At 71.8% G+C, this 19,132-nt stretch carries 20 protein-coding genes and 4 tRNA genes; 15 read left to right on the forward strand and 9 right to left on the reverse strand.

The features are described 5' to 3' along the window. Nucleotides 1–7: 7 nt before the first annotated feature. The 4 genes from DDE18_RS02085 to DDE18_RS02100 are packed head-to-tail and all read left to right on the forward strand — an operon-like array spanning nt 8 to nt 3,341. Nucleotides 8–724: an alpha/beta hydrolase gene (locus DDE18_RS02085; protein ID WP_211754367.1), complete on the forward strand. Its 717-nt coding sequence runs from the start codon at nt 8–10 to the stop codon at nt 722–724. A 23-nt stretch (nt 725–747) separates the two neighbouring features. After that, on the forward strand, nt 748–1,119 hold the full coding sequence (locus DDE18_RS02090) for a sterol carrier family protein (RefSeq protein WP_116570559.1): 372 nt from the start codon (nt 748–750) through the stop codon (nt 1,117–1,119). A 9-nt stretch (nt 1,120–1,128) separates the two neighbouring features. Continuing rightward, nucleotides 1,129–1,968 (forward strand): GNAT family N-acetyltransferase, encoded by an 840-nt coding sequence (locus tag DDE18_RS02095; protein ID WP_116570560.1) that lies wholly within the window; start codon nt 1,129–1,131, stop codon nt 1,966–1,968. Nucleotides 1,969–1,988: 20 nt separating this feature from the next. Then, the gene (locus DDE18_RS02100; protein WP_116570561.1) at nt 1,989–3,341 is read left to right on the forward strand and encodes a dipeptidase; all 1,353 of its coding nucleotides are present in this window, start codon (nt 1,989–1,991) and stop codon (nt 3,339–3,341) included. Nucleotides 3,342–3,344: 3 nt separating this feature from the next. Here the strand turns inward: DDE18_RS02100 and DDE18_RS02105 are convergent, their stop codons facing one another. Beyond that, entirely contained in the window at nt 3,345–5,066 is a 1,722-nt protein-coding gene (locus tag DDE18_RS02105; RefSeq protein ID WP_165820981.1) for a sensor histidine kinase, read from the reverse strand. A gap of 193 nt (nt 5,067–5,259) precedes the next feature. Between DDE18_RS02105 and purF the strand changes: the two genes are divergently transcribed. The 3 genes from purF (at nt 5,260) to DDE18_RS02120 (ending at nt 8,234) form a co-directional block, all read left to right on the forward strand. Further along, entirely contained in the window at nt 5,260–6,810 is a 1,551-nt protein-coding gene (purF, locus tag DDE18_RS02110) for an amidophosphoribosyltransferase (protein ID WP_116570563.1), read from the forward strand. A 31-nt stretch (nt 6,811–6,841) separates the two neighbouring features. Beyond that, nucleotides 6,842–7,906, forward strand: a complete 1,065-nt coding sequence (gene purM / locus DDE18_RS02115) for a phosphoribosylformylglycinamidine cyclo-ligase (RefSeq protein WP_211754368.1) — start codon at nt 6,842–6,844, stop codon at nt 7,904–7,906. A gap of 136 nt (nt 7,907–8,042) precedes the next feature. After that, nucleotides 8,043–8,234, forward strand: coding sequence for a DUF3073 domain-containing protein (locus DDE18_RS02120; RefSeq protein ID WP_116570565.1), 192 nt, complete (start codon nt 8,043–8,045; stop codon nt 8,232–8,234). A gap of 108 nt (nt 8,235–8,342) precedes the next feature. Here DDE18_RS02120 and DDE18_RS02125 read toward each other — a convergent pair whose 3' ends face one another. From DDE18_RS02125 to DDE18_RS02135, 3 genes are all read right to left on the reverse strand, one after another. After that, entirely contained in the window at nt 8,343–9,416 is a 1,074-nt protein-coding gene (locus tag DDE18_RS02125) for a Glu/Leu/Phe/Val family dehydrogenase (protein ID WP_116570566.1), read from the reverse strand. Nucleotides 9,417–9,517: 101 nt separating this feature from the next. Further along, a complete protein-coding gene (locus DDE18_RS02130; RefSeq protein ID WP_116570567.1) occupies nt 9,518–10,843 on the reverse strand; it encodes a hypothetical protein in 1,326 nt (441 codons plus the stop codon). A gap of 100 nt (nt 10,844–10,943) precedes the next feature. Next, nucleotides 10,944–11,020 (reverse strand) — tRNA-Phe (locus DDE18_RS02135). A gap of 134 nt (nt 11,021–11,154) precedes the next feature. Here DDE18_RS02135 and DDE18_RS02140 point away from each other — a divergent pair. The 3 genes from DDE18_RS02140 to DDE18_RS02150 all read left to right on the forward strand — a co-directional run bounded on the left by DDE18_RS02140 (nt 11,155) and on the right by DDE18_RS02150 (nt 11,814). Then, nucleotides 11,155–11,230: transfer RNA gene (locus DDE18_RS02140), tRNA-Glu, on the forward strand. Nucleotides 11,231–11,307: 77 nt separating this feature from the next. Next, nucleotides 11,308–11,384, forward strand: a tRNA-Asp gene (locus tag DDE18_RS02145). Nucleotides 11,385–11,466: 82 nt separating this feature from the next. Continuing rightward, nucleotides 11,467–11,814: a metallopeptidase family protein gene (locus tag DDE18_RS02150; RefSeq protein WP_116570568.1), complete on the forward strand. Its 348-nt coding sequence runs from the start codon at nt 11,467–11,469 to the stop codon at nt 11,812–11,814. A gap of 69 nt (nt 11,815–11,883) precedes the next feature. Here DDE18_RS02150 and DDE18_RS02155 read toward each other — a convergent pair whose 3' ends face one another. From DDE18_RS02155 to DDE18_RS02165, 3 genes are read right to left on the reverse strand one after another with little or no spacing between them, the layout of a single operon-like run. After that, on the reverse strand, nt 11,884–12,225 hold the full coding sequence (locus DDE18_RS02155) for a fluoride efflux transporter FluC (RefSeq protein WP_165820982.1): 342 nt from the start codon (nt 12,223–12,225) through the stop codon (nt 11,884–11,886). After that, nucleotides 12,222–12,665: a fluoride efflux transporter FluC gene (locus tag DDE18_RS02160; RefSeq protein ID WP_116570570.1), complete on the reverse strand. Its 444-nt coding sequence runs from the start codon at nt 12,663–12,665 to the stop codon at nt 12,222–12,224. Before DDE18_RS02160 ends, DDE18_RS02155 begins: the two co-directional genes overlap by 4 nt. Next, entirely contained in the window at nt 12,662–13,582 is a 921-nt protein-coding gene (locus tag DDE18_RS02165; RefSeq protein WP_116570571.1) for an ATP-binding protein, read from the reverse strand. Before DDE18_RS02165 ends, DDE18_RS02160 begins: the two co-directional genes overlap by 4 nt. Before the next feature lie 231 nt (nt 13,583–13,813). Here DDE18_RS02165 and DDE18_RS02170 point away from each other — a divergent pair, with 231 nt between their 5' ends. Next, on the forward strand, nt 13,814–15,289 hold the full coding sequence (locus DDE18_RS02170; RefSeq protein WP_116570572.1) for an NAD(P)/FAD-dependent oxidoreductase: 1,476 nt from the start codon (nt 13,814–13,816) through the stop codon (nt 15,287–15,289). Between the two features lie 21 nt (nt 15,290–15,310). Here the strand turns inward: DDE18_RS02170 and DDE18_RS02175 are convergent. Then, nucleotides 15,311–15,383: transfer RNA gene (locus DDE18_RS02175), tRNA-Lys, on the reverse strand. A gap of 100 nt (nt 15,384–15,483) precedes the next feature. On the opposite strand from DDE18_RS02175, the gene DDE18_RS02180 reads away from it, so the two are divergent. From DDE18_RS02180 to DDE18_RS22740, 3 genes are all read left to right on the forward strand, one after another. Further along, on the forward strand, nt 15,484–16,140 hold the full coding sequence (locus DDE18_RS02180; RefSeq protein WP_116570573.1) for a hypothetical protein: 657 nt from the start codon (nt 15,484–15,486) through the stop codon (nt 16,138–16,140). A gap of 305 nt (nt 16,141–16,445) precedes the next feature. Beyond that, nucleotides 16,446–16,649 (forward strand): cold-shock protein, encoded by a 204-nt coding sequence (locus DDE18_RS02185; protein WP_116570574.1) that lies wholly within the window; start codon nt 16,446–16,448, stop codon nt 16,647–16,649. Between the two features lie 174 nt (nt 16,650–16,823). Beyond that, a complete protein-coding gene (locus DDE18_RS22740) occupies nt 16,824–16,991 on the forward strand; it encodes a hypothetical protein (RefSeq protein WP_165820983.1) in 168 nt (55 codons plus the stop codon). A gap of 43 nt (nt 16,992–17,034) precedes the next feature. Here the strand turns inward: DDE18_RS22740 and DDE18_RS02190 are convergent, their stop codons facing one another. Further along, complete coding sequence (locus DDE18_RS02190) at nt 17,035–18,090, reverse strand: hypothetical protein (protein ID WP_116570575.1); 1,056 nt, start codon at nt 18,088–18,090, stop codon at nt 17,035–17,037. A gap of 45 nt (nt 18,091–18,135) precedes the next feature. On the opposite strand from DDE18_RS02190, the gene DDE18_RS02195 reads away from it, so the two are divergent. Further along, entirely contained in the window at nt 18,136–18,993 is an 858-nt protein-coding gene (locus DDE18_RS02195) for an NUDIX hydrolase (RefSeq protein WP_116570576.1), read from the forward strand. The last annotated feature ends 139 nt before the right edge of the window (nt 18,994–19,132 follow it).

Below are 19,132 nucleotides of genomic sequence, written 5' to 3' on the forward strand. Positions count from 1 at the left end.
GCGCTCCATGACCGGGCACCTCTCCTATGGCCCGGATCCCTCCCAGTGGGTCGAGCTGCACCGGCCCGACCGTCCCGGCCGCGGGGTCGTCGCCGTCATCCACGGCGGCTTCTGGAAGGCGGCGTACGACGCGTCGCTGGGGCAGCCGCTCGCGCTGGACCTGGCCGCGCGCGGCTGGACGGCACTCAACGTCGAATACCGCCGGGTCGGCAACGGCGGCGGCTTCCCGGAGACCTTCGACGACGTGGCGGCCGCCCTCGCCCTGCTCCGCGACGAGACCGGTCCGCTCGTCACCCTCGGCCACTCCGCCGGTGGCCACCTTGCGACGTGGGCGGCCGCGCGCACCCGCTTCGACCGTTGGGCCGGTGGGGCGGAGGTGACCCACGTGGTCTCCCAGGCCGGTGTGCTCGACCTCTCCGCCGCCCATGCCGACGCCCTCGGATCCGGGGCGGCCCAGGAGCTCATGGGCGAGGGCCCCGGCCACCCGTCGTACAGCCTCGCCGACCCGACGCGCCACGTCCCGCTCGACGTCCCCGTCTGGTGCGTCCACGCCCGGGACGACGAAGAGGTGCCGTTCAGCCAGTCGGCCGACTACGTCACGCGCGCCACCGCCGCCGGTGCGCGCGCCGAGCTCGTCGAGGTGCCCGGGGGCCACTACGGCGTGATCGACACCCGCACCGAGGCCTGGGCCCGGATCGTGGAGATCCTCGACGACATCGCCTGAGGCGCCACGACTACCCTCGGCGCATGCCAGTACGCATGCGCCGAGCCGCCCCAGAGGACGTGGCGAGCGCCCTGGCCGCCGAGCCGCGCACCGACGCGGAGAGGCGCCTGCTGACCAAGCACTTCCTCGCCGTGCTCACCGAGCGCGCGCCCGGCAACTCCGTGGAGGTGCGCGTCCCGCCGTACGCAGCGGCCCAGGTCGTCCCGGGTGTGCGGCACACGCGCGGCACTCCGCCGGCGGTGGTGGAGACGGACGCCGACACCTGGATCGCCGTCGCCACCGGGGAGCTCGCGTGGGGCGATGCCCTCGCCAGCGGCCGAGTCGTCGCGAGCGGGGAGCGCACCGACCTGTCGCCCTTCATGCCGCTCTCCGAGGGTGGACGCGCCGAGGGATAGCCTCCGCCCATGCACGTCCGCTCCCTCGGCTTCCGCACCGACCTCGCGCTGCTCACCCTGACCGGCAGCGTGGTCGAGGACCGCGGCACCCACCTGGTGGTCCGCACGCCCGACAACCCGACGTACTTCTGGGGCAACTTCCTCCTCCTTGCCGAGCCGCCGTTCGCCGGCGGTGAGCGGGAAGTGGTCGCCGCCTTCCAGACCGAGTTCCCCGAGGCGTCGCACGTCTCGGTCGGCATCGACCTGATAGGGGACCGGGCAGTGGAGGACGAGGTCGCCCAGCGCTTCGCGGAGGCCGGCCTCGACGTCGACCGCGCGGTCGTGCTGACCGCGAGCAGCGTGCACCAGCCGCTCCGGTCGCTGCTCGACGTGGACGTCCGGCCGCTGGAGTCCGACGAGGTCTGGCAGCAGCGCGCCGAGCTCAGCTGTGAGATCGACCCCGGCGTCGACTGCGAGAAGCACATCAGGTTCGCCCTGCGGAAGAACTCCCAGGAGCGCGCGCTCGTCGCCGCCGGTCACGGCCAGCGGTTCGGCGCCTTCTCCCGGGACGCCGAGCACGACGGCGAGGGCAAGGGCCGCCTGCTCAGCACGGCCGGCATCTTCCGCACGGAGGGCGGCGTCGCGCGGTTCCAGAGCGTCGAGACCCACCCCGACGCACGGCGACAGGGACTCGCCGCCACCGTCGTCCATGCCGCTGCCCGCCACGCGCTCGACCACCTCGGGGCGCAGACCCTGGTGATCGTGGCGGACGAGGCGGAGGACGCCATCCGGATCTATCGGCGGCTCGGCTTCGCCGACACCGAGCGCCAGCTGATGCTGGAGCGCCGACCGCCCCACTACCGCGCCTGAGCCCTCACTAGGGTGGCTGCATGACCGAGCTCACGTCCGACAGCATCCGTGCCAGGGTCGCCGAGGTCCTCCCCGGCCTGCGCCGCGACCTCGAGGACCTCGTCCGCATCGAGTCGGTCAGCGCCGACCCCGCGCGGGCCGGAGAGGTGCAGCGGAGCGCCGAGGCGGTCCGCGACCTGCTCGCGGCCGAGGGCTTCGAGACCCTGCAGATCGTGAGCATCGACGGCGGCGCGCCCGCCGTGATCGGCCATCGGCCCGGCCCGGAGGGCGCGCCGACCGTGCTGCTCTACGCCCACCACGACGTGCAGCCCGAGAACGACCACGCCGACTGGGACTCCCCGCCCTTCGTGCCCACCGAGCGCGGCGACCGCCTCTACGGCCGCGGCGCCGCGGACGACAAGGCGGGGATCATCACCCACATCGGCGCGCTGCGGATCTTCGGCGACGAGCTGCCGGTCGGCATCAAGGTCTTCATCGAGGGTGAGGAGGAGGTCGGCTCGGAGACCCTGCCGGCGCTGCTCGAGGCGCACCAGGCGGAGCTGGCGGCCGACGTCATCGTGATCGCCGACTCCGGCAACTGGGACATCGGCGAGCCCGCCCTGACCACCAGCCTGCGCGGCCTGGTGCGCATGGACGTCGAGGTCCGCACCCTGACCCACGCGGTCCACTCCGGTATGTGGGGCGGGCTGGTGCCCGACTCGATCATGACCCTCGCGCGGCTGATCAGCTCCCTCCACGACGACCGCGGCAACGTCGCGATCGAGGGCCTGCACTCCCGCCCCGCCGCCGACGTCGACTACCCCGAGGCCCGCCTGCGCGCCGAGTCCGGCGCCGCGCCCGGCATCGAGTGGATCGGCGAGGGCACCACCGTCGAGCGCCTGTGGACCAAGCCGGCCCTGAGCATCACCGGCCTGGACGCCCCGAAGGTCGAGGGCGCCTCCAACACCCTGGTGCCCGCGGCCCGCTGCCGCATCTCGCTGCGCATCGCGCCCGGAGACACCACCGCCAACGCCGTGAAGTGCCTCCAGCGCCACCTCGAGGCCCACGTGCCGTGGGGTGCGACCCTCACCACCACGGTCGTCGACACCGGTGAGGCGACCCAGATCGACGCGACCGGACCGGCGTACGACGCGGCGCGCGAGGCGTTCACCGAGGCCTGGGACGGCACCGCCCCCATCGACATGGGCGTGGGCGGCTCGATCCCCTTCATCGCCGAGTTCCTCGAGGCGTTCCCGGAGGCCAGCGTGCTCGTGACCGGCGTCGAGGACCCGGACACGCGGGCGCACGGCGCCAACGAGGGCCTGCACCTGGCGGAGTTCGAGAAGGTCGTGCTGGCCGAGGCGCTGATGCTCCGCAACCTGGCGCGCGGCTGACTCTCAGGCGCGCGGCAGGCGGACGCTGAACGTGCTGCCCTGCCCGAGCTTCGACTCGACGCCGATGCTGCCGCGGTGGCGCTCGACGATGCGGTGCACGATCGCCAGTCCCAGGCCGGTGCCGGGGTGCGAGGCCGCCTCGGGGTCGGTGGAGCGGAAGAACTCCTCGAAGAGCCGCTTCTGGTCCTCCTCGGAGATGCCGAGGCCGGTGTCGGTGCACTGGAGCACGACCTCGTCGCCCGCGTTGCGGGCGGAGATGGTGACGATGCCGCCGGCGGGGGTGTACTTGATCGCGTTGCCGAGCAGGTTGGCGCACACGCGATCCAGCTCGTCGGGGTCGCCGAGGGCCAGCACTGCCTCGTCCGGCAGGTCCGTCTCGAGCACCAGTCCGGCACTCTCCGCCAGCGCCTGCTGCACGAGCGCCGCCTCGGCCGCCAACCCCGCCAGGTCGACGGGCTCGGGGGACAGCGGGGCGCCGGGGTCGGTCACGGCCGAGAGCATCAAGAGGTCCTCGACCAGGCCCTCCATCCGGGCGGTGCCGATACGGATGGCGTCCAGGGAGCGGCGTACGTCGTCGGCGTAGGTGGCGCGCGTGGCGAGCTCCGCGTGGCCCGCGACCGCGCCGAGGGGGTTGCGCAGCTCGTGGGCGAGCGTGCGGATGACCTGGCTCTTGTAGGCGTCGACCTCGCGCAGCCTGGCGATGATCCGCTGCTCGCGGTCATAGCTGCGGGCGTTGGCCAGGGCGCGGCCGATGTCCTTGCCGAGGTCGAACGCCTCGTCGCGCTCGACCGAGGACCAGGGCGGGTCGTCGGGCCTGCGAGCGAGGGACAGGACCCCGAGGCACTCGTTGCCGAGCCCCAGCGGCACGCACAGCAGGCTGGCGATCCCGAGCGAGCAGAGGTGCTCATCGATCTCGGTGGCCTGCTCGTCGGTCAGGATCGCCGGCGGCTCGATGCCCGCCCCGACCAGACTGGTCACCTGCTCGTTCCAGCACTCCCGGTAGACGCCCTCGACCAGGTGCACCAGCGACTGCGGCAGCACCTCTCCGGTGCCGAGGCCGGACCAGATGCTCTGCGATCCGTCCTCGTCGAAGGTGCGCAGCCAGGCGCCCTCGGCGCCGAAGCCGTGCATCACCGCGGGCAGCACGATGTCGGCGATCCGGTCGATGGGTTCGTCGCTGGCGATGCCACGCACGGCCTCGCGAGCCGCGGTCGCGAGCCGCACCCGCTCGGCCAGCGACTCCTGCTCCATCGACATGAGCAGGGCCGGCATGGCCTGGCGGACGGCCTCGTCGAGGAACTCGCGGGTCTGTGCGTCCGGCCGCCGGCGCGAGCGCGGCAGGTCGAGGCTCAGCATGCCGCGCAGCTGACCGGCAGCGTCGCGGAGCGGGACGAACAGCAGGTCCAGGGGGTGCCAGGCGTCGGCCTCGTCGCTCTCCTCGATGTCCGGCACCCAGCCGAAGACCTCAGCGTCCGGGTCGAGCCGCTCCGCGGGCACGAAGCAGAGCGAGCCCCAGGTCTCCGCGATCGCCAGCTCGTCCTCCATCCGGGCAAGCGGCGTGCGGGCGCCGAGCAGTCGCTCGCGCGCCGCGTCGCTCCCTGCCACGGCGACCACGACCATGTGGTCGTCGCGCAGCGCGCTGATCACGCAGACCTCGAAGTCCATGCGCTGCAGCAGACCCTCGGCCAGGAGCTGGAAGGCCTCGCGGAAGAGACGGCTGGACACACCGCACCTCCTCCAGGCGTCAAAGGCCGGGAAACCCGAGGAGCGGCCGCGAAGATCGAGCGTACGCCGTGCAGGAGCGCCGCGCATGGTTCTTCGGGGTAGTTCGCCTCGGGCGATCGGGCCAGCGCCTCGTCCATCCGGATGGTACGAATCGGCCGATCGGCCCCGCGCCCGTAGAATCGTCCGCGTGCCCATGCCGAGCAGACAGCGCAAGGGCGGCGACGGCCGTCTGACGGCGGCTCTCGACCCCCAGGACCAGGGCCCGCAGGACGCGTGCGGTGTCTTCGGTGTCTGGGCTCCGGGCGAGGACGTCGCCAAGCTCACCTACTTCGGGCTCTACGCCCTGCAGCACCGCGGGCAGGAGTCCGCGGGCATCGCGGTGAGCAACGGCCGCCAGATCCTCGTCTACAAGGACATGGGCCTGGTGTCCCAGGTCTTCGACGAGTCGACGCTGGAGTCCCTCAAGGGCCACGTCGCCGTCGGCCACGCGCGCTACTCGACCACCGGGGCCAGCACCTGGCACAACGCGCAGCCGACGTTCCACCCCACTGCCACGGGATCCATCGCGCTGGCCCACAACGGCAACCTGATCAACACCGCCGACCTGGCGCAGATGGTCGAGGACGGGCCCGACTCGGGCCTGCTCGACCTCCGCATGCCGGTCTCCAGCAACGACACGAGTGTCGTCACCCAGCTGCTCGCGCACCACCCCGACCAGACGGTCGAGGAGCGCGCTGTGGAGCTGCTGCCCCTGATCCAGGGCGCCTACTCCTTCATCTGGATGGACGAGCACACGCTGTACGCCGCGCGGGACCCGCAGGGCATCCGCCCGCTCGTCCTCGGCCGGCTCGAGCGCGGCTGGGTCGTGGCCTCCGAGACCGCGGCCCTCGACATCGTGGGCGCGTCGTTCATCCGCGAGATCGAGCCCGGCGAGCTGGTCGCCATCGACGAGGACGGGCTGCGCGCCCAGCGTTTCGCCGAGGCGGCGCCCAAGCACTGCCTCTTCGAGTTCGTCTACCTCGCCCGGCCCGACACCCGCATCACCGGCCAGCGGGTGCACAGCGTGCGGGTCGAGATCGGTCGCAAGCTCGCGCGCGCCTTCCCGGCGGACGCCGACCTGGTGATCCCCGTGCCGGAGTCCGGGACGCCGTCGGCGATCGGCTACGCCGAGGAGTCGGGCATCCCCTACGGCATGGGCCTGGTGAAGAACTCCTACGTCGGGCGCACCTTCATCCAGCCGAGCCAGACGATCCGCCAGCTCGGCATCCGGCTCAAGCTCAACCCGCTGCGCGACGTGATCGAGGGCAAGCGGCTGGTCGTCGTCGACGACTCGATCGTGCGCGGCAACACCCAGCGCGCGCTGGTCCGGATGCTGCGCGAGGCCGGCGCCCGCGAGGTGCACGTGCGCATCTCGAGCCCGCCGGTGAAGTGGCCGTGCTTCTACGGCATCGACTTCGCCACCCGCGCCGAGCTGATCGCCACCGGCCTCTCGTCCGACGAGATCTGCACCTCGATCGGGGCCGACTCCCTGGGCTACATCTCGCTGGAGGACCTCGTCGAGGCCACCAACGTGCCGATGGACAACCTGTGCCGGGCCTGCTTCGACGGCGTCTACCCGATCGAGCTCCCGAGTGCCGACAAGCTCGGCAAGGGCATCCTCGAGAGCCCGGTGATCACCGACGTCGACGGCCTGGCCGCCTCCCTGACCGGCGTGGGCGCGGCGGACGCGCTCGACCGCCCCTGACCCGCGCCGTCCCCACCTGAGCAGGAGAGCCGTGACCGACCAGAACGCCTATGCCGCAGCGGGTGTCTCCATCGAGGCCGCCGACCGGGCCATCGACCTGATGAAGGGCTGGGTGGAGAAGGCGCGGCGCCCCGAGATGATCGGCGGGCTCGGCGGGTTCGCAGGCCTCTTCGACGCGACCAAGCTGACGAAGTACACCCAGCCGCTGCTCGCCACCTCCACCGACGGCGTGGGCACCAAGGTCGCGATCGCCCAGCGGATGGACGTCCACGACACCATCGGCTTCGACCTGGTCGGTATGGTCGTCGACGACCTCGTGGTGTGCGGCGCCGAGCCGCTGTTCATGACCGACTACATCGCCTGCGGCCGGGTGGTGCCCGAGCGCATCGCGGCGATCGTCAAGGGCATCGCCGAGGCCTGCGTGGTCGCCGGCTGTGCGCTCATCGGCGGCGAGACCGCCGAGCACCCCGGCCTGCTCGACCCGGACGACTACGACGTCGCCGGCGCCACGACCGGTGTCGTCGAGGCCGCGAAGCTGCTCGGCCCGGCCCGCGTGCGCCCCGGTGACGTCGTGCTGGCGATGGGCTCGAGCGGCCTCCACTCCAACGGCTACTCCCTGGTCCGCCACGTCTTCCTCACCCAGGCCGGCTGGGAGCTCGACCGCCACGTCGACGAGCTCGGCCGCACCCTCGGCGAGGAACTGCTCGAGCCCACTCGCATCTACGCCAAGGCGTGCCTCGAGCTCGCCGACGCCGTCGAGGTGCACGCGATGTCGCACATCACCGGCGGTGGCCTGGCGGCCAACCTCGAGCGCGTGATGCCCGAGGAGCTGAGTGCCACCCTCGACCGCGCCACCTGGACCCCGCAGCCCGTCTTCGACGTCGTACGCCGCGTGGGCGAGGTGTCGCAGCCCGACCTCGAGGCCACCCTCAACTGCGGGGTCGGCATGGTCGCGCTGCTGCCCGAGTCGTCGGTGGACGCCGCCGTGGAGCTGCTGGCCCGACACGAGGTGACCGGGTGGGTCGCCGGCTTGGTCTCCGCGGACGCCGAGCGTGGCGGCCGGGTGGTCCTGGAGGGCCAGCACCCGGGCTGGTGAACGATTTCGCGGACCCGGCGTGCGGGAACACCCACCGAGCAGGTAGCGTTGTCCCCACGATATGTGACCGATCAGACCGGGCGCAGTGGTGATGACACCCCGAGCCCCGGCCAAGTGTGCGAGGGGGTCGGACCCTATGGGGCGCGGCCGAGCAAAGGCGAAGCAGACGAAGGTCGCACGCGACCTGAAGTACCGCACTCACGAGACGGACTTCGGGGCGCTGGCGCGCGAACTGCACGGCGAGGACAACACGTCCACGGACCAGGTCGAGTCTGATGACTACGACGACGACTGGGTCGATTACGCGGAGCCCCGCCGCAGCGACTGACTGACCCTCGTGGTCGAGTAGCCGGGTGAGGAACGAACCCGGCGTATCGAGACCCATGGTGGGTCTCGATACGCTCGCTGGCGCTCGCTAGTCGACCTCCGAGGCCTCTCAGCCCAGCCAGATGCCGCGCAGGCGTCCGACGTCGCGCATCCGGCGCTCGGCGAGCCGGTCTGCGGCGATGGCGGGCGGCACCCCGTCGCTCTTGGCGAGCTCGAACACGCGCCGCGTGGTGTCGAGGATGGCGGTCGCGCGCTGCTTCGCGCGCTCGAACGAGAAGCCCTCGAGCTCGTCGGCGACCTGGATGAGGCCGCCGGAGTTCACGCAGTAGTCGGGGGCGTAGAGGATGCCGCGCTCCTCGAGCGCCTTCTCGATTCCGGGGTGGGCGAGCTGGTTGTTGGCCGCGCCGCACACGATCTTCGCGCTGAGCACCTCGACCACGTCGTCGCTGAGGGCGCCCCCGAGGGCACACGGGGCGTAGACGTCGAGCGGCGACGCGACGAGCTCCGCGGTCGAGGCCACCACCCGCAGGGCGGGGTGCAGCTGGCGGACCGCGTCGAGCGCCGCCGTGGACACGTCGGTGACGACGACGGTCGCCCCGTCCTCGAGCAGGTGCTCGACGAGGTGCCGGCCGACCTTGCCGACGCCGGCGACGCCGACCGTGCGGCCCGCCACCGTGGGCTCGCCCCAGACCGCCTCCGCGGCCGCGCGCATGCCCTGGAACACGCCGTACGCCGTGAGTACGGAGCTGTCGCCTGCACCACCGTGGGCGACCGTGCGCCCGGTGACGTAGGAGCACTCGCGGGCGACCTCGTCCATGTCCTCGCTGTAGGTGCCGACGTCGCAGGCGGTGAGGTAGCGGCCGTGCAGCGACTGCACGAAGCGGCCGTAAGCGCGCAGCAGCGCCTCGGACTTGTCCCGGGCCGGGTCGCCGATGATCACGGCCTTGCCGCCGCCGAGGTCGAGCCCGGCGAGCGCGGCCTTGTAGGTCATCCCGCGCGAGAGGTTGAGGACGTCCTCGAGGGCGGCCCTGGTGCTCGGGTAGGGATGGAACCGGGTGCCGCCGAGCGCGGGGCCGAGGGCGGTCGAGTGGATCGCGATGATGGCCTTGAGACCGGTGGCGGCGTCCTGGCAGAAGACGACCTGCTCGTGCTCGTGGGCGAGTTCGAAGACGTCGACAGACATGGATCGTGTCCTTTTCTCGTGGTGCGGCCGCGGGGTGTGCGACCTGTCCTCGACGGCCACAGGGGTGGGTGACCGCCGTCACGTCCCAGCCTAGAGCCGACTCACGCTTCGCGCATGACCACCACATCGCCGTGGGTGCCGTAGCCCGGCAGCGGGCCGCAGACCGGCCGTCCGTTGAAGGCCACCAGCCACCAGCGGCCGTCGTGGCGCAGGAGCGTGGGCCACGGCAGGTTCGTCGGGTACGGCGCGTCCAGGGCGCCGCGCGGGGCCAGGTCGAGGTCGAAGACGGGGAACCGCTCGCGCTCCCCTCGCCGCCCGTCACGTCCGTCGCTGGCGAGGACGAGCAGCTCGCCGTCGACCTCGAGCAGCGTCGTACCCTCCGTCGCCACCCGCTCGGTCGCCGCCGACCTGAGCCGGAGGTCCGACAACGTGCGGCCGGAGGCCACCACAGGGTGGAACCGGAAGAACTTCCGCGCGCTCACGTAGCCCACGTGCCAGGTGTCGTCGCGTCGCACCAGGTGGGGGTCCCAGACGCCGACGCTGGTGAAGCCGTCGGTCGGCAGCGGCAGCTCGCAGGTGCCGAGGACATGCTCCCCGTGCAGCACGTCAGCGGTGGTCTCCGCGATCGTGGCCCGGACTCCCCGGGTCCTGGTGAAGTCGCCCCAGGTGCTGGTGGCGACCAGCCAGCGGTCGCCGTCGCGCACGACGTGGGTGGCGTGGTCGCCGAAGACCCCGGGTCGGTCCGGTCGCCGGAAGTACAGGTCCGCGGCGTGCTCGAGCGCCTCGGTCGGTCGAGCGGGGTCGAGACCCTCCAGATCCAGCCGCCAGATGCTCGTGTGCCCCGTGTCGAAGAACCCCGGCCCGGCCGACGTGGCGCTCAGCCACACCCGGGATCCCTCGACCAGCGGCTCGCCACCGGCGGTGGTGACGAGGCGGATGTCGCGCAGCCCCAGCTGCCCGAAGCCGCCGGCCGCCAGCCTGCCGCCCTCGCCCTCGACCTGCAGCGCGGCGAGCAGGGCGGGATCGCGGGTGTCGAGGCGGTCGCGGAGGTCGACCCGCGCCCGCGCGACCCAGTGGCCGTCCTCCTCGACGAGCGCCGTGAGGTGGGTGCCCGTCAGGGCCAGCCCGAGCCGCGTGGGCCGGCCCTGCGTGCGCCCGTGCCGCCGGCTTCGCAGCTCCTGGGTGCGGTGGCCGTGCGTGACCTGCAGGCTGACCCGCTCGCCGTCCCAGGTGCCGCCCAGGCGCCAGCCGGGCACGCGGAAGGCGAGGGAGCCCCGGCGGCTGTCGACGTCGAGGACCGCAGCGGCGTACGGCGCGGGGCGGGGGAGCGGGTGGGACTGACCGTCAGCATCCACGTCCAAAGCGGGTGTCCCTGCCACGAGGTCCACGGGCCGCAGGCGACGCACGATCTCGAGGCGGGGCAGCACCGGACCATCGTCTCAGGGCGCCCTTCCGCATGCCCGGGGAGCCGGGCCGGGCCCGGAAGTCGACGAAGGCCCCGCCGGGACGTGGCGGGGCCTTCGAAGGTGGTGGGCAGGGGCGGGGTCGAACCGCCGACCTTCCACTTTTCAGGCGGACGCTCGTACCAACTGAGCTACCTGCCCAACGGGAGGAGACTACAACAGCGTCCGGGCTCGTTCGAATCGTGGTCGCTGGCGGCGCGCGGCAGGAAGTTGGGGGCGGATCGGCCCGAGCCCTATGCTGTGACCCGCTCCCGCGGCCGCGGCCGGGGGAGCGGGCCCCCATCGTCTAGCGGCCTAGGACCCCGCCCTTTCACGGCGGTAGCGCCGGTTCGAATCCGGTTGGGGGTGCCAATCCCGGTCGGTAGGCTGCCGATTGGGAGCGTGGCCCGACCATGGGTTAGAGTTCCACCGCTTCGCAAGGAGCACCTGGCCCCGTAGCGCAGTTGGTTAGCGCGCCGCCCTGTCACGGCGGAGGCCGCGGGTTCGAGTCCCGTCGGGGTCGCCACAGCCGAGGCCCGCACCACTGGTGCGGGCCTCGGCTCATTTCAGATCCGGGCCCGCTGGGGCCGCCGCTCTAGGGTGGCCGCGTGCACCTCGACCCCGACCAGTTCGACGCCCTCGTCGACCGCGCCCTCGACGACCTGCCCGACGAGCTGGCGGCCCTGGTGCGCAACGTCGTGGTCCTGGTCGAGCCCGAGGCGCCGCCGGAGGACCCGGACCTGCTGGGCCTCTACGACGGACTGGCGCTGACCGAGCGCCCGGCCAACCACGCGGGTGGGCTGCCCGACCGGATCCTGCTGTTCCGCGGCCCGCTGCTCGAGATGTGCGACTCCCTCGAGCAGCTCGAGGACGAGGTCCGCATCACCGTGGTGCACGAGCTCGCCCACCACTTCGGGATCTCCGAGGCCCGTCTGCACGCCCTCGGCTGGGGCTGAGCCCGCGACCGGATAGTCCGTGACGATCGGACCCTTCCCAGGCCCTCAGCAGGGTCCGTTCGTCACGGACTATGCCGCCGTTGCGACGCCTCCGAGCCAGTAGCCCAGGGCACACGCCGCCACCGCCAGCACCACGGTGGAGACGGCGTAGAGCCCGCCGAGCCGCAGCCCTCGCTCCTCGGCCTGCACGGCGAACGCGGAGTAGGACGTGAAGGCGCCGCAGAACCCGGTGGCGAACAGCGCCCACGCCTGGTCGGTCAGCGACAGGGCGGCGAAGAACCCGATCAGGCCGGAGCCGACGGTGTTGACCAGCTGGGTGCCGGCCGGCCACCGGCCGTCGAGGGTGACCGCCCACGCGTAGCGCAGGGGGCCGCCCAGGGCTGCGCCGAGCGCGACCAGCAGCGCCGTCACTCGAGTGCCCCCTCGGGCTCGGGCCGGTGCGAGATCGCCCGGCCGGCAACGGCGGCCAGCAGGCACGCAGTCACGGTGCCCAGGACGTAGGTGCCGGCCAGGCCGGAATGGCCGTCAGCAGCCAGCGACCTGGCCTGCTCGGCGTACGCCGAGACGGTGGTGAAGCCGCCGAGGAGGCCGGGGCCGAGGGCGATCGCCACGGTGGGCTGGAGGCGTACGACGCGGAGCATGGGCAGCAGTGCGAGCGCGAAGCAGCCGGCGACGTTGATCGCGAAGGTGGTCCACGGGAAGCCGGACCCGTCCGGGACGGCTTCGCCGAGGCTCCAGCGGGTCAGGGCGCCCACCATCGCGCCGAGCGAGACCAGGAGGAGGTCGACGGCCCGCAGCCTGCGGAGCGCGCCGACCTGAGCAGGCGCGCCAGCGCCGTCCCGAAGGGTCACGACACCTGGACGCGGGTGGCGTGGAGCTCCGGCGGGTCGTGCCAGGGGACGGGCATGCCGCCGTCGAGCTGGCGCACGAACTCGCCGAGGTACCAGAGGTGGAACTCGCGCTCCTCGGGCGTGCGCTGGATCGAGAGGAGCCGCTCCGCGCGGCAGAAGGCGTCCGCGAGGTCGAAGATCTCCGCCATCGCGGTGAGGATGGGCACCGCGACGGGCGACATCATCAGCTCGAGGTCGAGCAGCTTGGCGCCGTTGCGTCGGGCCGCGGCCACCGCCGCCGCCGTCCTGCGGGGGAACTGGCGGTCGAAGGTCGCGAACACCGCGGCCAGGTCGCCGGCCTGGGCGTAGGTGTCTTGGTGGGCCAGGGAGAGCAGCCGCAGCTCGCGGCGCAGCTCGGTGTACTTCTTGTCCAGGGCTGTGAACAGCTCGACGTCGAGCCCGCGCAGCCGCACTCGCACGGCGTCCTCGCCGATCGGCTCCGGCTCGTGGGTGACGCTGTCGAAGACACCGACGGCGCCGCTGTCACGCAGCTCGGTGGCCGGCTCGAACCAGACGACCTTCCCGTCCGGCTCGATGGAGGCACCCCAGGCGGTGGCGCTGCGGGCCACGATCGAGAGACCCCGGCCGAAGGTGGCCAGGAAGTCGTCGGGCTCCGGCTCGGCCGGCGGGGGCTCCGGGGCCACGGGCGACGCGTCCGCGACCTCCACGCGGGGGTGGGTCCGGGTGCCCCGGACGCGCACCCTGATGGGCGGGCGGGCGTGAAGCACTGCGTTGGTCACCAGCTCGGAGACCCCCAGCTCTGCGCACTCGGAGAGGTCTTCGCGATCCAGCTGTGCGCAGATGTGTGCGACCCACCGGCGCGCCTCGGCCGCAGCGCGGGACGAGGCGTCCAGCTGGAGCACCTGGGTCTGGGGCACGTGTCACTTCCAGGGGTCGACTGATCAGTCCGATAGTGAGTGCATACCCGCCCGATCGGGCTGCCAAACGCCGGGGCACGGGATTTTACGGCTTCGAGGTCCACCTGTGACCAAGGCGACCTGCCCACCGGTTGGAACGGGGAGAATGGCGTTCGGGACAATGGGTGTACGACGGTAGGTGTGCGCGGTGCGGACAGGAGCCCGTGTCGCCCCCGGCACCAGGAGGAAGTCATGGCAGCAGCGCAGGCGGAGACGCGTCACAAGGTGGTCGTCATCGGCTCCGGTTTCGGTGGCCTCTTCGGCACCAAGGCGCTGCGGAAGGCGCCCGTCGACGTGACGATGGTGGCCAAGACGACCCACCACCTGTTCCAGCCGCTGCTCTACCAGGTGGCGACCGGCATCCTCTCCGAGGGCGAGATCGCCCCGCCGACACGGGAGGTGCTGAGCAGCCAGCGGAACGCCCAGGTGCTCCTGGGCGAGGTCACGGACATCGACCTCGAGGCGCGCACGGTCACCTCGCACGTCCTGGGCCGCCAGACCGTCTCCCACTACGACTCGCTGATCGTGGCCGCGGGCGCCACCCAGAGCTACTTCGGCAACGACCACTTCTCCGAGCACGCGCCCGGCATGAAGAGCATCGACGACGCGCTAGAGCTGCGCGGCCGCATCTTCGGTGCGTTCGAGATGGCCGAGCTCGGAGCCAACCGCGGCGACAACATCGACCACTTGCTGACGTTCGTGGTCGTGGGCGCCGGCCCGACCGGCGTCGAGATGGCCGGTCAGATCGCGGAGCTCGCCCACCGCACGCTGCGACGCGACTTCCGGGCCATCAACACCCGCAGCGCGCGGGTGATCCTGGTCGACGCCGCTCCCCAGGTGCTGCCCCCGTTCGGCGCCAAGCTCGGGGCTCGTGCTCAGCGCGAGCTGGAGGAGCTCGGCGTCGAGGTGCTGCTGGGCGCGATGGTCACCGACCTCGACGAGCGGGGCCTCGAGGTGAAGTACAAGGACGGCCGCAGCGAGCGGATCAGGGCCGTCACCAAGATCTGGGCCGCCGGAGTGCAGGCCAGCCCGCTCGCCCGCACCCTCTCCGAGCAGACGGGAGCTCCCCTCGACCGCGCCGGCCGGATTGCCGTCAACCCCGACCTCACGCTGCCGGGCCATCCGGAGGTCTTCGTCGTCGGCGACATGATCTCGCTGGACAACCTGCCGGGCGTCGCCCAGGTCGCGATCCAGGGCGCCAAGTACGCCGCCAAGGAGATCCGCAACCGTCTGGAGGGCAAGGCCCCCCAGCCGCCCTTCAAGTACTTCGACAAGGGCTCGATGGCCATCATCAGCCGCTTCAACGCCGTCGCGATGGTCGGCAAGCTGCGCCTCACCGGCGTCATCGCCTGGCTGATGTGGCTGGCCGTGCACCTCGTCTACATCACCGGCTTCAAGAACCGCGTCACCGCGGTCCTGCACTGGTTCATCTCCTTCCTGGGCCGGGGCCGCTCCGAGCGCACCACGACCGAGCAGCAGATCTTCGCCCGCGCCGCCCTCGCCCGGCTCCGGCGCGGAGCCACCGACCTGGTCTCCCAGCCGGGGGCCTACGACGCGGCGCGCCAGCTGCTGGAGGAGACGCGTCGCCAGGAGCTGGAGGCGGCCGCCCTCGAGGAGGCGCGCCTCACCGACTCGGGTGAGCGCGGCGTACACGCCGACCAGCGCTGAGGCGGTGTGAGCCGCCGGGGGTAGGCCTCGTGGGGCTCGAACCCACAACCAACGGATTAAAAGTCCGCTGCTCTGCCAATTGAGCTAGAGGCCCCCGGGGAACGCAACGTTACCGACGCGGCGGGTGCTCCCAGATGTGGGGGATCATTCTGCGGTTGTCCAGCGGGCCGCACCGTCCCGCCCTAGGCTGAGGCATGCGCGCCGAATGGGTGTCAGGTTCTGCTGCTGCGCTGGTCTTCGGCGCCCTGTCGCTGCTTCTCGGCTTCTCGCTCTCCCCGTTGCCACAGGACCAGACGGTGTCCAAGTCGGTGCTGGCGGCCTCGGACGTCCCGGGACAGTGGCTGTTTTCGGCCCTGATGCTCTTCGTGGCAGCCATCGGCCTGACGTTGGGAACGGTCGCCCTGCTCACCCTCCTGCGCGCTGGCGACCACCGGAACCGCCGACTGGCCGTGCTGGCGATCTCGCTCTACACGATCGGCACCATCGGCATGGCGGGCTATGCGATGGTCCTCGTCCTGCTGCGGGCGCTCGTCCTGAACGACGTCCTGGTGCTCGAGGGATTCGACCGGGTGATGGAAGACCCCGGATTCCGCGGCCTCTCCGCGATCTGGCTGGGCGGGTTCCTCCTCGGCCTCGCCCTGCTGGCAATCGGCATGCTCCGCACGGACACGGCAGGACGCTGGGTGCCGGCTCTCCTCCTGGCGTTCGTCGCGAGCCAGTTGATGCCGCTGCCCGGGGCGAACGTGACGACCGTCCTCCAGTTTGTCGTCCTCGCGGTCGCGCTCACCGGCGCCGGCCTCGCCGCCAACGACCTCACCGAGGAGCGCCGCGGCGCCCTCGCCACTGGGTGAGACAAAGGTCGCCAGGGACGTCGAGATCCCTTCCTGGAGGGCCCATGTCACCTCGGCGTCTCCGTGCTCTTGCACAGAGTTCGCCGACTCCGTTCTCCGTTGACCATTGGCATTGGGCAAAACGTTGATAGTGTCGATCCTGCAACAGGTGCAAGTTCCAGCAGGTGGACGCCAGCGGAGTTTGTGATCCAACGGCGTTTCTTCTTCGGGCCTGCCAGACCCGCAAGTCGGAGCGACGTGTCACCGCCCCTCGTTGCGGGTCGCCGAGGTGGCGGCTCTCGCTTTCACAAGGAGTATCGAGCGCAATGGCTCAGGGCACAGTTAAGTGGTTCAACGCCGAGAAGGGTTTCGGCTTCATCGCGCAGGAGGACGGCGGCGACGACGTCTTCGTGCACTACTCGGCGATTCAGAGCCAGGGCTACAAGTCCCTGGACGAGAACCAGAAGGTCGAGTTCGACGTCACGCAGGGCCCCAAGGGTCCGCAGGCGGAGAACGTCCGTCCCATCTGACGGCGACTGGCCCGGACGCACCTGTCCGAGCTTTCCGACACGGGGCTCCATCCCTCAGGGGATGGGGCTTCGTGCCATTTCGGGATCCGACGCACAATTGTGGGTATCCGCAGGTTTCAGGGGCCTGCGGAGGGGGAGGCTTGTGCTGGGGTATGACTAGATGGGAGGTGGGTGTTGGCTGACCAGTTCGATGTGACGCTCGAGGACGACGACCTCCTGAGCGAGGTCGAGCTCACGACCACCCTCATCATCGCCGCCAGCGAGTCCGACGATCACCTCTCGCAGGAGGAGATCGACCGGCTTCTTGGCGTGACCCCCATCCCGCCCCCGCCCCAGGAGTGAGCGGGTCAGCGGTGCTGCGCCCCGAAGACATCCCCGCGGACCTTCAGCAGGTCGCGAACAGCACCGGCCCGCTCGAGACGTCGGAGAGGACGTACTGACCCTCGCGGGGAGCGAGGTCGAGCACCACCGCAGGCCCGTCGGCCACGGCTGACTCCACGGCGAAGCGCTCGGAGAAGTCGCCGCCCTGCCCCGGGGCAGGACCGGCCGCCAGACGGGCTCGCGTCTCGGCGTCCTCGCGCGCGGTCTCCTCGTCCGCGAAGGACATGACGACGCGCACGCCGCCACCGGGCTGGCGGGACATCGCCATCGCGGTCATCGGGTGGACCTCCCCGGCCTCGCTCAGGAGCGCCTCCGCCTCCGCCTGGTCGTCGGGGTCGGCCTGGCCCATCGCGAGCTTCTCGCAGGCGTGCGCCCCCGAGTAGACCAGGCCGGCCACCGCGTCGCCGCTGTGTCCCACCACCTCGTCGAGACCGTCGGCCGTGGCACCCTCACCGCCCGCCGCTGCCAGGGCAGTCTCGAGGAAGCCGGGCTGGTCCGAGGTCAGGAGCAGGCCCTGGTCGGCGAGGATCGCGGCGTACTGCAGCTCGGGCGTCAGGCCCTCCCCGATCCGCGGCAGCAGGTCCACGCCACCCTCCCAGATGCCGTCCGACTCCCCGGGCCGCTGGTAGCCGAGGCCTTCGAGGCGGTCGCCCAGCCCCTCGGGATCCAGGTCCCCGAGTCCCATCACGACCACCGCGCCCTCTTCCGACTGGGCGAACAGCTCCCAGTCCAGCGTCGCCGGCGACACGCCGTACTCCGCCTGCATCACGGGCGCGGAGGAGCCGAGCGCGGTGGTCGCGCTGAGGTCGTGCTCGAAGGCCTCGTCGAGGAACGCCCGGACCTCCTCGGCGGTGGAGTCGGCGGAGACGTCGGTGCCGACCTCACGGCGTACGGCCGTCCAGTCGGTCCACGACATCCGGGCCGTGCCCTCGGGCGCCAGCTCCACAGCGGCCGCCAGCCGGCTGTCCGGGCCGCGGGTGAGGAGCACAACGACCACGGAAGCGCCGACGACGAGGGCTAGGACGACCAGGGCGCGGGGGGTCGCGACGCGGCTGCGCATCCGGACGGGCTCCTCACGGGGGTTCGGGGATGTGAGACTAACGCCATGCCTGCGCCCGACGTCCTCGCCGCCGGCGCCGTCGTCACCCGCAAGGGTGGCGACGTGCTCCTCGTGCACCGCCCGCGCTACGACGACTGGTCCTTTCCCAAGGGCAAGCTCGACCGCGGCGAACATGTGACGACCGCGGCGGTCCGCGAGGTCGCCGAGGAGACGGGCCTCGACATCCGTCTCGGGCCGCCCCTGCTTGCCCAGCGCTACCCCGTGAAGGGCGGCCGGATGAAGGCGGTCCACTACTGGGTCGGCCGGGTGGTCGGCAGCGACGACGTGGGCCGCTACGCCGTCAATGAGGAGATCGACGAGGTCGCCTGGGTGTCGTGGGACAAGGCCCGCACACGGCTCACCTACGCCTACGACCGCGACACGCTCGACGAGGCCGAGCGGGTCCGTCGCAAGACCCGGGCCCTCGTCGTGCTCCGGCATGGCGACGCGCGCTCGCGGAAGGCGTGGCGCGGTGACGACCGCCGCCGTCCGCTCCTGCGCACCGGCAGCATCCAGGCCGAGAAGCTGGTGCCGGTGCTCGCGGCGTTCGACGTCACCTCCGTGCACACGTCCTCGAGCACGCGCTGCGTCGACACGGTGGCCCCCTACGGGCACACCACCGGCTGGCCGGTGAAGACCTACGACGAGCTCACCGAGGAGGATGCGACCACGGACGCGGTGGTCGAGCTTGTCGACGAGCTGCGGGGGCTCAAGGAGGGCGCGGTGCTCTGCACGCACCGGCCCGTCCTGCCGACGATCTTCAACGCCCTCGGCGTACCGGACGTGCAGCTCGAGCCCGCCGAGCTGGTCGTGGTGCACCACCGGAAGGGGAAGGTCGTCGCCACCGAGCGGCACCGGCCCTGACGCCATTACCCCTCAGCAGTGAACGGCGTCAACGCACGGCGTCGCTGTTCACGTGACCGTCGTCTCCCTTCCGCTGGGCCGACACCAAACGGGTCGGCTGAGTTCACCGCCCGTTCACCGACGGCCACGTGCCCGTTCG

The sequence above is a fragment of the Nocardioides gansuensis genome (assembly GCF_003076135.1).
Lineage (GTDB): Bacteria > Actinomycetota > Actinomycetes > Propionibacteriales > Nocardioidaceae > Nocardioides > Nocardioides gansuensis.